General features: G+C 62.7%; 11 protein-coding genes. 2 read left to right on the top strand and 9 right to left on the bottom strand.

The features are described 5' to 3' along the window. Positions 1 to 9 precede the first annotated feature (9 nt). From AC1Q6P_RS10045 to AC1Q6P_RS10020, 6 genes are all read right to left on the bottom strand, one after another. On the bottom strand, positions 10 to 2,433 hold the full coding sequence (locus AC1Q6P_RS10045; protein ID WP_492663771.1) for an Ig-like domain-containing protein: 2,424 nt from the start codon (positions 2,431 to 2,433) through the stop codon (positions 10 to 12). An 81-nt stretch (positions 2,434 to 2,514) separates the two neighbouring features. Next, positions 2,515 to 4,704: a type IV pilus secretin PilQ gene (locus AC1Q6P_RS10040; RefSeq protein ID WP_223696753.1), complete on the bottom strand. Its 2,190-nt coding sequence runs from the start codon at positions 4,702 to 4,704 to the stop codon at positions 2,515 to 2,517. Between the two features lie 23 nt (positions 4,705 to 4,727). After that, on the bottom strand, positions 4,728 to 5,279 hold the full coding sequence (locus tag AC1Q6P_RS10035) for a pilus assembly protein PilP (protein ID WP_223696754.1): 552 nt from the start codon (positions 5,277 to 5,279) through the stop codon (positions 4,728 to 4,730). After that, on the bottom strand, positions 5,276 to 5,977 hold the full coding sequence (locus AC1Q6P_RS10030) for a type IV pilus inner membrane component PilO (protein WP_492663770.1): 702 nt from the start codon (positions 5,975 to 5,977) through the stop codon (positions 5,276 to 5,278). The genes AC1Q6P_RS10035 and AC1Q6P_RS10030 overlap by 4 nt, the downstream gene beginning before the upstream one ends. Before the next feature lie 11 nt (positions 5,978 to 5,988). After that, complete coding sequence (locus AC1Q6P_RS10025) at positions 5,989 to 6,603, bottom strand: PilN domain-containing protein (protein ID WP_492663769.1); 615 nt, start codon at positions 6,601 to 6,603, stop codon at positions 5,989 to 5,991. Beyond that, positions 6,600 to 7,679 carry a pilus assembly protein PilM gene (locus tag AC1Q6P_RS10020; RefSeq protein WP_102766160.1) on the bottom strand — a complete coding sequence of 360 codons (1,080 nt, stop codon included), beginning with the start codon at positions 7,677 to 7,679 and terminating at the stop codon, positions 6,600 to 6,602. Before AC1Q6P_RS10020 ends, AC1Q6P_RS10025 begins: the two co-directional genes overlap by 4 nt. 454 nt (positions 7,680 to 8,133) lie before the next feature. On the opposite strand from AC1Q6P_RS10020, the gene AC1Q6P_RS10015 reads away from it, so the two are divergent. Beyond that, positions 8,134 to 10,455 carry a penicillin-binding protein 1A gene (locus AC1Q6P_RS10015; RefSeq protein ID WP_492663768.1) on the top strand — a complete coding sequence of 774 codons (2,322 nt, stop codon included), beginning with the start codon at positions 8,134 to 8,136 and terminating at the stop codon, positions 10,453 to 10,455. 41 nt (positions 10,456 to 10,496) lie between these two features. On the opposite strand, the gene cyaY is transcribed toward AC1Q6P_RS10015, so the two are convergent. Beyond that, positions 10,497 to 10,883 carry an iron donor protein CyaY gene (cyaY, locus tag AC1Q6P_RS10010; protein ID WP_492663767.1) on the bottom strand — a complete coding sequence of 129 codons (387 nt, stop codon included), beginning with the start codon at positions 10,881 to 10,883 and terminating at the stop codon, positions 10,497 to 10,499. Between the two features lie 51 nt (positions 10,884 to 10,934). Here cyaY and lptM point away from each other — a divergent pair, with 51 nt between their 5' ends. Then, positions 10,935 to 11,189, top strand: a complete 255-nt coding sequence (gene lptM / locus AC1Q6P_RS10005; RefSeq protein ID WP_492663766.1) for an LPS translocon maturation chaperone LptM — start codon at positions 10,935 to 10,937, stop codon at positions 11,187 to 11,189. A gap of 43 nt (positions 11,190 to 11,232) precedes the next feature. On the opposite strand, the gene AC1Q6P_RS10000 is transcribed toward lptM, so the two are convergent. Next, positions 11,233 to 12,228 carry an ABC transporter ATP-binding protein gene (locus AC1Q6P_RS10000; RefSeq protein ID WP_492663765.1) on the bottom strand — a complete coding sequence of 332 codons (996 nt, stop codon included), beginning with the start codon at positions 12,226 to 12,228 and terminating at the stop codon, positions 11,233 to 11,235. Next, a complete protein-coding gene (locus AC1Q6P_RS09995) occupies positions 12,225 to 13,211 on the bottom strand; it encodes an ABC transporter ATP-binding protein (RefSeq protein ID WP_492663764.1) in 987 nt (328 codons plus the stop codon). The genes AC1Q6P_RS10000 and AC1Q6P_RS09995 overlap by 4 nt, the downstream gene beginning before the upstream one ends. Positions 13,212 to 13,225 lie beyond the last annotated feature (14 nt).

Raw genomic sequence — 13,225 nt, 5'->3', positions numbered from 1 at the left:
AGTCGCGCATCAGTTCGGGCTGGAGCAGCTTGCAGCCTGACCGTAGGGGCTGATGACAAACGGAGGGGTTCCTTCCGCCTTGATCACCTCGACAGGCACACCGGTGTACTGCTCGGTACCTTTGAGCGTGAACAAGGTATCACCCTCGGACGCAATCCGACCGAAGAAAGCCGGCGGGCTGACCACACCTGACGCGCTGACGCGGATCGCAAACTCCGTCCAGCTGCCGTAGCTCTGCGGATACTCGATTCGCATCACAGCCAAGCCACTGGAGTCGGTCCGGGTGCTTCCGACCATGGTGATGGACACATCCGACTTCCGCGGATCCAACTGCCCATTGCCGTTCAGATCCTCACCGGTCTCAATGGTTCCATTTCGGAAACCCTTACCAGCCGAGCTGTCCTCAGAAAGACACTTTTGGGTCACGTACTGGATCCACCTCTTCAGTCCAGAGTCATAGAGGTAAAAGCCCTTCTGATAGCTCGGCAGATCGATCAACGGAGCCACTTGCACATCCGATTTGGGATTACCCGCGGAGTCGACCACCAGAACGGTGAACTCCAGGAAGTAAGTCAGCTTGTTCGTCCCCGTGCCGATCAAGGCATTGGTACCGATCGACACCGACACAGGTTGTTCCACGACCGTCAAAGACACCGCGCGCAGGCGGTCTGCAGGGCAGGCAGCAATGGTCTCCACCGTGTCGGTCTTGGAGAAGCAGGCATACACCTTGACCTGGTCCGTCGGGCTCGGCCGCTGTCCCGCCACAAAACTGGTCACCGCCACACCGGTTGCATCCGAGATGATGACCTTGTCATTGCCGGAGCTGATCACGCCGTCCGTGCCTGAGTTGTTTGCGCCAAACCCAATTCGCGCGCGAACATTTGGAACGGGCTCATTCTTGTCGCTGCGAAACAGCAGGCGCAACTCAGAACGGTTCTCGCTGCTACCCACCAAATTGACCGCTACGACAGCCGGGGCAGCCGTGAATGTGGCAGAACCAATCGTGGTAGCCGCAGGCACATCAGACACTGTTGCATCGATCTGCACAGTGCTTGTCACTGATGCGCCGCCAGCCGTTGCTGCAATTTGACTGGGCCCATTTCCCGAAGCGCGGTAGCAATACGTGTACTTGCCTTTGTTATCCGTCAGGGCTTCGCTCGGTGCGGCCTGCCCCGGGCAGGCGACGGCAGCACCCTGACTCCCCCCAACCGAAACCGCAACCTTGTCCATCGGGTTGACGTTCACATCGGTCAACGTGTACTCCACCGCACCGATATCTCCGTTTCGCAACGTTGCCGGAAGCAATTGGGCCTGCAACTTGGCGCCGGTCACCTTAAAAGTCTTCCGCAAAACAATCGAATCGCTTGTCGCGGTAACCGTGACCGTACGATTGGAACGATCAGAGCCCACAAACACCTTGGCCTTTGCCAGACCTTCAGAGTCCGTCACCAAATTTCCAGGGACCAACACAGCGCTGCTGTCAACGGCAAAGGTCACCTTGATGCCGGGAACTGCATTTCTGAGCGCGTCAACTGCCCGCAAGCTGACATCAACTGACTCGCTGCCAGAATTACCTACCGAGCTCGCGCTCAAGGTCATGGTCAGATCGCTGGCCTTGGGCACGATGGACACCGCCTCGACCACGTCAAAGCTGATGGTGCGCACCACCGTGCCGCTGGTGGCCTGAACCGTGATGGAACGATTGGTCTTGCCCTTGCTGGTCACCAGGCTGATGTCAGCAGCCAGCACGCCTGAGGTGGTATCCGTCGCCGTCTTACCGAAGGCATTGACGACGGAGCCGCCGGCGACCGGATCGATCAGCGCCAGAGAAACCGGCGAACCGCCGATGGCGCTGTTGAACGCATCCACCGAAGTCACGCTCAACTTGGCGACTTGAGTGCCGTCATTGGGCAGCGTGACCTTGTCCACAACCAGGCGCAAATCAGCCACCTTGCTGCCGTTCACGCTGTCCACCACTTCGAAGCTGGCCGTTTTCTTGACTGAACCCGAACTGACATTCAGCTTCACGGTGCGGCTGGTCTTGTCGGTGATCTGCACCACCGCCGTGATCTTGCCGGTGTCCTTGCTGGTCACCTTGGCCGAGGGCGTGACGATGGCACCACTTTCGACTTCCACGGTCACGGGTGTTTCCACCCCAGTCAAGGCGGCATTGCCGCTCGTCAAGGCCGTGACCGTGAAGGTGACGACTTCCGCGCCTGAATTGGGCACCGAGGGCTTGTCCGCCACCACGGCCAGATCAGCCAAGGTGCTGGGTGTATTCGGGTTGGTGCCCGTGCCCGGATCGAAAACCGACGTGCCGGCACCACCGCCGCCGCCGCCGCAGGCAGCCAAGGCCAAGCCCAGCACCATCGCACCCGCCGCTCGCCACGCTTGGCGCCAGGAAGGTCGCGCCCACACCATGGATGTACTCATCTCTGCAAACTCCTGCATGGCAGCGCCGCCGTGGCGGTCGCTACCTTCTCCCGATTGATTAAGTTCCCACCAACATGTCCATCACCGGACCGGCGCACGCTCGCTGACCACTTTGGGGGTCAGGAAGATCAAGAGTTCGGTCTTGCTCGTGGTGCGGCTCTTGTTCTTGAACAGATTGCCCAGGTAGGGAATGTCACCCAGCACCGGGACCTTGGATTCGTCTTCACGTTCATCCTGAGTGAAGATGCCGCCGATCACCACGGTGCCACCGTTCTCCACCAAGACCATGGTTTTCACATGCTTGTTGTTGATGGCGTAGCCCTGGGGCGTCAGCGTGCCACGGCTGTCCTTGTTGACATCCACGTCCAGGATCACATTGCCCTCGGGCGTGATTTGCGGCGTCACTTCCAGCTTCAGAACGGCCTTCTTGAACTGGATGGACGTGGCGCCGCTGGAGGTGGCAACCTGGTAAGGCAGTTCTTCACCTTGCTCGATCAAGGCCTTGACCTGGTCGGCCGTGATGACACGCGGGCTGGACACGATCTTGCCCTTGCCATCGGCTTCCAGGGCCGAAAGTTCCAGGTTCAGGAATCGGTTGGCCGTGGCATTGAACAAGGACAGCGCGAAGTTCGCCACATTGGATCCACCGAAGCTGTCCGAAGACACATTGGCCGGCAGATTGACAAACTGCGTATTGAAGACGGGCTTGCCATCCGGGCCGGTGCCACCAGCGCCAACGCTGCCGCCGGGCTGCAAGGTCTGGCCTGCGATGCCGTTGAGGTTGCCGCCCAGGGTCAGGTAGTTGTTGCCACCGACCGAGTAGCCCGGAATGCCACCGCGGGTGCCGCGCAAATCGGCACTGCCCAGCTTCACACCGAGCGCGCGGCCGAACTTGTCGTCCGCTTCCACAATGCGGGCTTCGATCAGGACCTGGCGCACCGGAACGTCGATCTTGGCGATCAACGCTTGAATTTCTTCCAGCTTGGAAGGAATGTCGGTGACGAAGAGCTGGTTGGTACGGCTTTCCGAGATCGCACTGCCTCGCGGGGTCAAGATGCGAGAAGCGTTCTGACCGCCGGAGCCACCGCTACCACCGGAGTTGTTCTGCCCCGTCAAGCCTTTGAAGACTTCTTCGGCCTTGGTGTAATTGAGCTGAAAAGACTGTGTGCGCAGGGGCTCCAGGTTGGCGATTTGCGCCTTGGACTCGAGATCCAGCTTCTCCTTGGCCGAGAGTTCATCCTTGGGTGCGATCCAGAGCACATTGCCGGACTTCTTCAGGCCCAGGCCCTTGGCCTGCATGATGATGTCCAGGGCTTGGTCCCAAGGCACATCCTTGAGGCGCAAGGTCACATTGCCGGTCACGGTATCGCTGGTCACCACATTGAAGTTGGTGAAATCGGCAATCACCTGCAGCAGCGCACGAACTTCGATGTTCTGGAAGTTCAGCGACAGTTTGTCGCCCGCATAGCCGGGGCCTGTGGTCAGCTTGTTGGGATCCTGCTTCTGGTGGCGCACTTCCAGCACAAACTGGTTGTCGCTCTGGTAGGCGCTGTGCTCCCAAGCACCCTTGGGCTCGATGACCATGCGCACACGGTCGCCGTTCTGTGTGGTCACCACCGACTGCACCGGGCTGCCAAAGTCAGCCACGTCGAGCTTGCGACGCAGGCCCTCGGGCACGGTCGAGCGCAGGAACTCCACCACCAGGTTCTGGCCCTGCTGCTGAATGTCAACGCCGACCTGGTTGCTCGGCAGGTTGACGATCACGCGGCCGGAGTTGTCCTGTCCGCGGCGGAAGTCAATATCACGAATGGACTGTGCCTCGGCGTTGAGACTCTGGGCAAAGTGCACCGGTTCATTGGGCGCCGGTGCCTGCGCGGAAGTGGACTCAAGAATCAAGAGCAGCGCGCTGTCTTGCAGCTCGGCCCGGTAACCCGAGGGCGTGCGCAGGTTCAGCACCACGCGCGAACGTTCACCCGCCTGGGCCACATTGGCCGAGCGCAGATTGCCCTGGTTGATCTCCACCATCGAGCGGCCGATGCCGTTCACCACGCCGGGCAAGTCGATAGCGATGCGCGGCGGCGTCTGCACGGTGAAGCCACGCGGGATCTCCGTCAGCGGCTGGCTCAACTCGATGCGCACCACTTCCACGCCCGCTTGCTGCGTGCTGTTGATGGAACGGATGGCGGTCTGCGCCCAGGCCGGCGCGGCCGCGGCCGCCGTGGCCAGAACTAGGGCCGAGGCCGTCGCCCACTTGCGCCATTGGCTCGTCATCCTCGATGTCTCCTGGAAATTTTTCATCGTCCCTTCTCCTGCAGCTGGAGGGTACTGGTGCGTTCAATCCACTCGCCCGCAGCGTCCTGGACGACTTCTCGCAATCCGATTTCGGTTTCGCTGATCTTCATCACCCGTCCAAAGTTCAAACCGAGGTAGTCCCCGCTCTTGACCTGATAGAGCAGGTTGTCCACCCGCAGCAAGGCATACCGCTGGTTCTGCCGGGTCAGACTGCCGACCATGGTCATGCTGTCCAGCGGGTAAGCCTCCAACGGCTCGCGACGCCGGCTCATTTCCTTGGCCAGCAAGGAATTGGGCAGGGACGCTTCCTGCTTGACGGCCACGCTCAACTTCTGAGGACTGAAAGGCTCGACACCCAAGCTCGCCTCATAGGGCTGAGGCTGAAATTTCTTGGGCGGCACCAGGGGCGCAATGGTCGCCCGCGCTTCCTTGCGCTGCTGCTCCATCCACTGCTGCAGCTCATCCATATCGGTTGAGCATGCCGCCAAGCTGGCGCAGACGGCCAGTGCCGCAGTACGCAGCAACCACGGGTTCAGATTCATCGCCGCGTTCATGGCTTCTTCGCTCCTGCAGCCGCCTTGGCCGCAGCCTTTTTCTGTTCGGCCACTTCGATGGCATCCAGATAGCGGTAGGTGCGGGCGGTGGCTTCCATGCTCAGGGTGCCGCTGCCCGCGTCTTTGCCAGTCGATGCCAGCACATTGAGGTTATGCAATGTCACGATGCGGGACAGGTTGGACACATCCGCCGCAAACGAGCCGATGTCGTGGTAGCGCCCTGACACCCGCAATGAAATCGGCAACTCGGCGTAATAGTCCTTGACGACCACCTGGCCGGGGCGGAACAGCTCGAACTGCAGGCTGCGACCCACGCCGGCTTGGGTGATGTCGGACAGCAGGGCGTCCATCTCAGCCTTGCCCGGCAGTTGCTTTTCCAGCTGGGTCACGTATTCCTCGACCTGGCTCTTTTGCTTGCGCAGTTCAGGCAGGTTGACCGCCTGCGCCAACTTGGCGGTGTAGTCCTGGCGCAGATTGGGTTCGCGTGCCACTTCGGCGTCGAGCAGGGCTTGCTCGTCCGCCAAGACAAAAAACCAACCAACCAAGACCACGAGAGCAATCATCGCCAGTGAGGCGGAGATCTTTGGGAGCGCTGGCCACTGGCCTGGCTCCTGAAAATTAAGGTCCCGGAACTGGTCCGCCACATTGGCGCCCCAGGCATTCAGGTCAAATTTGAGATTCAAAGAGGTGCTCGCCATGCTTGCCTACTTCAAGACTTGGGGGCCGATGCCGGCTTCGCCGCTGCGCCAGGCGCCGCTTCCCGCACCGGCTCCTTGATCGACACCCGCATGGAGAAGTCGAACAAACGCTTCTGGTCACGGCTGCTGGTGGTCAGATTGGCCACCTTGATTTCCACCAGATCGGGCCGCTCCAGCCAATCCGAGCTGCGCGAGGTGTTGCGGATGAACTCCGACACCCGCTCGTTGGTCTGTGCAATGCCGCTGATGGTCACCACCTTGTCGGCCTGGCGGATGGCGGTCAGGTAAACCCCTTCCGGCGTGTGACGTGCCAGCTCGTTGAGCAGTTGCACAGGCGTGTTGCGATCGCTTTGCAGGTCTTCCACCGCACGCTGGCGCGATTTCAAGGACTCAATCTCAGCCTTGAGGTTGGCAATGTCCTTGATCTGCTCATCCAGCTTGGCGATCTGGTCGCTCAAAAATTGGTTGCGCGTCCGCTGATCGTTGGTCATGTGCTGGATCAAGGCGTAGCCTGCCATGACGGCGCCCACCCCAATCAGGGCTGCCAAGCCCAGGCCGGCGAAGAACGCGTTCTTGCGGCGCTTGCGCTTCTCTTCCCGGTGGGGAAGCAGATTGATCAAAATCACTGGTAGAACCTCCGCATCGCCAGGCCGCAAGCGGTCAGGTAGGCCGGAGCTTCGCGGCGCAGCTTCTGCTCACGCACGGCCGAACCCAGCTCCATGTTCTCGAAGGGGTTCACCACCATGCAGGCAAAGCCCGTCAGCTCGGTCACGCGCTCCTTCAGTCCCGGCAAAGTGGCCGTCCCCCCGGCCAGCATCACGTAGTGCACCTTGTGGTGGGGTGTGCTGGTGAAGAAGTACTGCAGCGCGCGGCCGATCTCCTGGGACAGGCTGTCCACAAAGGGGTTCAGCACCGCCACTTCGAAATCTTCGGGCAGGTCATTGGAGAGCTTCTTCTGCTCCGCCTCTTCGAAAGAGAAGCCGTATTGGCGCGAAATCAACTGGGTCAGTTGCGAACCGCCAAACGCCTGGTCGCGGTCGTAAAGCATCTCGTCGTCGCGCAGCACCTTGAGGCTGGTGGTGTCGGCCCCGATCTCAAACAGCGCGACCAGCGCATCCTTGCCCGCATTGGGCAGGTTGGCAATCAGGCGGCCCATGGCCATGCGCGAGGCATGCGATTCAATGTCCAGCACCACTGGCCGCAAGCCGGCCGCTTCAGCCAGACCTTGACGGTCTTGAACGCGGTCCTTGCGCGAGGCGGCGATCAGCACTTCCACATCGCCGACCGAAGTCGGGCTGGGGCCGATCACGCAGAAATCCAGGCTCACCTCGTCCAGCGAGAAGGGGATGTACTGGTTGGCCTCGGCTTCGACCTGAATCTCCAGCTCTTCCTCGCGCAGCCCGGCGGGCAGCATGATCTTTTTGGTGATGACGGCCGATTGCGGCATGGCCAGCACGGCGTCGCGGGTGCGGCTGCCGCTGCGCGCCACCACACGGCGCACGGCGTCGGCCACTTCGTCGAATTTCTCGATTTGGCCGTCGGTGATCCAGCCCTTTTCGAAAGACTCGGTGGCAAAACGCTCCAACACGAATTCACCACTGGCGGTCTGACCCAGCTCGACCAGCTTGACGCTCGAAGAACTGATATCAAGCCCAATCATCGGCGGGTGCTTGCGCCCCAACAAAACGTCAAGTATGCCCATGACGCGAATCCCCCAACGTTTTTGCGCCGGACTGTTAATAAGTTACTTGAATGCTAGCAGCAAAGGCCTTGACCGCCCAAGGAAAAGCGGTCACAGCTGGTAACAGCTCGTTGCGTAACATACACGAGCAAGAAGGCCGCGGATGCCCCGAAAAACACCGAGAAGACGTCGCATTCAAATCATCGCTGAGGCCTTTGATTCAAAGCCAGACCTAATTTTCCCGAAATACGGAACGGGGCAAAGCCGAAACAAGGCGAGTTAAACCATCCGGCATCGGCGAAGCCCGGTGCGCCTCTCTTCTGGCGCGCGTTAGCGCCCGTCTTGGAGCAGGCTTCACGGCCAAAAAGCCATTCCTATAATGCGCCGACCCATCCGGAGGCCCATGAGCGACGCCAAAAAGAACACCTCTCAGTCCGCAGCGTCTGAGTCCCGAAACGCCCCTCCCTCCGGCGCCATGCAAGGCCTCGTTCGGATGCTGGCTTGGCTGTTGGGCCTGGCCGCAGCGGGTGGCGTTGCCATACTCATGCTGGTGGCCTTGGCGCTGGCCATGGCCTACCCAAACTTGCCGGACATCAGCGGCTTGACCGACTACCGCCCCAAGCTACCTTTGCGCGTCTTGTCGGCCGAAGGCCAGCTTTTGGCTGAATTTGGCGATGAAAGACGAAATTTTCTGCCGATTAGGGAAATTCCGAAGGTCATGCAGGACGCGGTGCTGGCGATCGAAGACGCCCGCTTCTACCAGCATGGCGGCGTGGACTATCTGGGCGTGATCCGCGCCGGCCTGGCGAATGTGAGCGAGTCCCGCAGCCAGGGCGCCTCCACCATCACCATGCAAGTGGCGCGCAACTTCTACCTCTCGACCGAGAAGACTCTGACCCGCAAGATCTACGAGATCCTGCTCGCCCTGAAGATCGAGAACGCGCTGAGCAAGGAGCAGATTCTCGAGATCTATATGAACCAGATTTTCCTGGGCCACCGGGCCTATGGATTTGCCGCTGCCTGCGAGGTGTATTTCGGCAAGCCTATCCAGGAAATCACCATCGCCGAGGCGGCCATGTTGGCCGGTCTGCCGAAGGCGCCTTCCGCTTACAACCCGATCAACAACCCGCGCCGGGCCACCATCCGCCAGCAGTACATCATCGAGCGCATGTTGGAAAACGGCTACATCACCGAGGAACAGCGCGACGCGGCCAAGGCCCAAAAGCTGCGTCTGCGCCCGGTGAATGAAACGCCAAGCCACGCCGAGTTCGTGACCGAGGCGGCCCGCCAGCTGATCTACAACCAGTACGGCGATGAGGCCTACACCCGCGGCCTGAATGTCTACCTGACCCTCAAGGCCGAAGAACAGAACGTGGCTTACCGCGCCCTGCGCCGCGGCATCCTCAACTTCGAGCGTCGCCAGGTCTACCGCGGCCCCGAGGCCTATGCCGACCTGCCGGGCAACCCTGCCGACCTGGACAGCCGCATCGCCGAGGCGCTGAACGACCACCCCGCCAACGACGAACTGCTGGCCGCCGTGGTGCTGGAAGCCAGCCCCAAGAAAGTGGTGGCCGCCCTGCAGAGCGGTGAGACGGTGACCATCACCGGCGAAGGCCTGAAGCCAGCCACCTCGGGCCTGGCCGAAAACGGCAACCCCAAGACCCGCGTGCGCCGCGGCGCCATCATCCGCGTGGTGAAGGCGCCGCTGGCCGCCAAGCCCAGCCAGGAAGAATGGACCATCACCCAACTGCCCGTGGTGGAAGGCGCGTTCGTCTCGCTCGACCCGCGCAATGGCCGCGTGCGCGCCATGGTGGGCGGCTTTGACTACGCCAAGAGCAAGTTCAATCATGTGACCCAGGCCTGGCGTCAGCCCGGATCCAGCTTCAAGCCCTTCATCTATTCGGCGGCGCTGGAAAAAGGCTTCACACCCAGCACCATCGTCAACGACGCGCCACTGTTCTTCGACGCCTCCACCACCGGCAGCCAGCCCTGGGAGCCCAAGAACTACGACGGCACCTTCGACGGCCCCCTGCCCCTGCGCAAGGCGCTGGCCAAGTCCAAGAACATGGTGTCCATCCGCGTGCTCAACTCCATCGGCGTCCATTACGCACAGGAGTGGATCACCCGCTTTGGCTTCGAGGCCGAGAAGCACCCGGCCTACCTGACCATGGCGCTCGGCGCCGGCTCGGTGACGCCGATGCAGATGGCCCAGGGCTATGCCGTCTTCGCCAACGGCGGTCACCGCATCACGCCCCAGCTGATCGCCAAGCTGACCGACAACAAGGGCCGCCTGCTGTACGAAGCGCCGCAGCTGGAAGTGGGCGAAGACAGCCGTGTGATCGAAGCGCGCAATGCCTTCCTGATGACCAGCCTCTTGCAAGAGGTGACGCGCAGCGGCACGGCCGCACGGGCTCAAGCCCAGCTCAAGCGACCCGACATATACGGCAAGACCGGCACCACCAACGACTCGATGGACGCCTGGTTTGCGGGCTACCAGCAGGAGGTGGTGGCCGTGGTCTGGATGGGTTACGACCAGCCCAAGAAGCTGGGCGACCGTGAAACCGGCGGCGGGCTGTCGCTGCCGATCTGGATCGAGTACATGAGCCAGGCCCTCAAGGGCGTGCCGGTCAGTGAAATGCCGGTGCCGGAGGGCGTGGTCAATCGCAACGGCGAGTGGTACTACGACGAATACACCGGCACCGCCGGCGTGCGCGAGCTGAGTCAGTCCGAAGGCAAGCTGCCGGGCGCTGCCAGCGAGGACGAGAAGAAGAGCATCCTCGACCTGTTCAAGCGCTGAGGCGCTTGAACGGCCTGGTCACACCAGCGCGGGCCGACGGATCAAGCTGGCGTGAACTGCAAGGCCTTGCCGCCCTGAGCACTGGCCTGCTCGGACAGCAGCTGGTGCAACTCGACACCGCTGCGCGTGTCCAGCCAGTGGCCATTCACAAACCGAAAGTGGTAGCCGCCGGCGCGCGCCGCCAGCCAGATCTCTTGCAGCGGCGCCTGCGTGTTCAGGATGATCTTGCTGCCACCGGGAAAGCTCAGCTCCAGCAACCCGCCACTGCGGCGGCTGTCGATGTCGATCACATCGCCGTCGAGCCAGGCGTCCACCGTCGCCTCGATCCGGTCCAACACGGCGCGGGTGCGCGCCTGGTAGTCGACATCGCTGAGCGGCGTGGCGGCAGGAACGGCAGACGGGCTGGAGGATTCGGCAGGCTGGGACATGGTGATGCGGAAGGGAAAAGCGCTCCAGGCAGGCAGCGATAAACTGCGGCCATGAAAGCAAACAACGAACAGCTTCGCAGTGTAGGCCCGCGGGCCGCGGGCCCGCAGATGCCAGGGTCTTTGCGCCGCACGGGTGCAAGCTTCACGCTCTGCCTGAGCCTGAGTTTGCTCGGCGCCTGCGGCCAGAAGGGGCCGCTCTACTTGCCCCAGCCACAAGCCCAAGCTCAGTCCCAGGCGCCCGCTCCTTCCAGCCAAGGCCAAGCGGCCAAGGCGCCCAGCCCGACTGCCAGCGCCGCCCGGCCCTGAAGCCGAACCCCGCGAGCCCTGCCGAGGCTCGCCAGCCGAGGCCTCAGATCCGGCCTTCCTCCACCGCGTGGCAGGCCACGCGAACCCCCTTGAACTCCAGCATGGCCGGGCGCTCGCTCTTGCAACGCGCACTGGCATGCGAGCAGCGCGGATGGAAGCTGCAGCCGCTGGGCGGGTTGAGCGGATTCGGCACCTCGCCCTGCACCGGGGTGCGTGAACGGCCCGTCATGTGGATGTCGGGAATCGCATCCAGCAACATGCGCGTGTAGGGATGGCGCGGCCGGGCGAAGAGCTCGGCCTTGTCGGCCAGCTCGACCAGGCGCCCCAGATACATCACCCCCACCTGGTCCGAGACATGGCGTACCACCGCCAGGTTGTGGGAGATGAAAAGGTAGGTCAGGCCGCGCTCGCGCTGCAGCTCCTTCATGATGTTGAGCACCTGGGCCTGGACCGAGACGTCCAGGGCCGAGGTCGGCTCGTCGCAGACCAGAAACTCCGGCTGCGTGGCCAAGGCGCGCGCGATCGAGATGCGCTGCCGCTGGCCGCCCGAGAACTGGTGCGGGAACTTTTCGCGGTCCGCCGCCGTCAGGCCCACCGATTGCAGCAACTCGGCCACGCGCGCGCGCTGGGCATCGACGCCATCAATCAACCCGTGCTCGCGCAGCGGCTCAGCAATGATGTCCTGCACCTTCCAGCGCGGGTTCAGCGAGGCATACGGGTCCTGGAAAATCATCTGCATGCGCCGGCGCAGCGCCAGGGCGCCGCTGGACGCCAGGGTCTTGGCCGTGTCGGCACCGTCGAATTCCACGCTGCCGCGGGTGGGCTCGTACAAGCCCACCAGCAGGCGTGCCACCGTGCTTTTTCCGCAGCCCGACTCGCCCACCAGAGCCAGGGTCTTGCCGCGCTCGATCGAGAAGCTGACGCCGTCCACCGCATGGACGAACTGGCGCGGCTTGCGCTCCACCACCCGGTTCAGCCAGGGCGGGGACACGTCGAAGATTTTTGCGAGGTCTTTCACCTCCACCAAGGGGCGGCTCATCGTGTGACCTCCGCTTGAGTTGCGGCATGCAGCCAGCAGGCCGCACGACCGGCGCCCACCGGCACCAACTCCGGTCGCTCGCTGCGGCAACGGTCAAACACCTGCGTGCAGCGCGGGTTGAAGGCGCAGCCCTTGGGAATGGCGTTCAGGCGCGGCATGGCGCCGTCGATCTGCAGCAGGCGCTCACGGTCTTCGTCCATGGCCGGAATGGATCCCATCAGACCGGCGGTATAGGGATGGGCGGGCTTGTGGATCACATCGTGCACCGGCCCGATCTCGGCCACGCGGCCGGCATACAGCACGGCCACGCGGTCGCAGGTTTCGGCGATCACGCCCATGTCGTGGGTGACCAGCATCACCGCCGCGCCCTGCTCCTTGCAGACGCGCTTGAGCAGGGAAATGATCTGAGCCTGGATGGAGACATCGAGCGCCGTGGTCGGTTCATCCGCCACGATCAGCTTCGGGCTGGCCGCCAGGGCCAGGGCGATCACCACACGCTGGCGCATGCCGCCCGAGAACTGGTGAGGGTACTGATCGATGCGCTCGGCCGCCGCGGGGATGCCGGTCTGCTCGAGCAGATCGATGGCCCGCGCACGCGCCTGCGCCTGGCTCAGATCCAGGTGGGTGGTGATGGTTTCGATCAGCTGCTGGCCCACGGTGTAGAGCGGGTTCAGCGAGGTCAGCGGGTCCTGAAAGATCGCACCGATCTGGCGGCCGCGGATCTTGCGCATCTGCTCGTAGGGCAGGTTGTCGATGCGCTGGCCTTCGAGCAGGATCTCGCCCGAGGCAATGCGCCCCGGTGGGTCCAGCAGGCCGATGATGGCCGCGCCGGTCAGGGATTTGCCGGCACCGGACTCGCCCACCACGCCCAGGATCTCTCCCGGCGCGATGTCGAAATTGATGTCGTCCAGCGCCAGCAAGGTGCCGCGCCGGGTGGGGAATTCGACCCGCAGATGGCGGACCTCAAGCAAGGGTGTGCTCATGGGCAGGAGAGGTT

The sequence above is a fragment of the Roseateles sp. GW835-FHT13E02 genome, from assembly GCF_058794035.1.
This window is presented reverse-complemented; position numbering and strand designations above follow the sequence as displayed.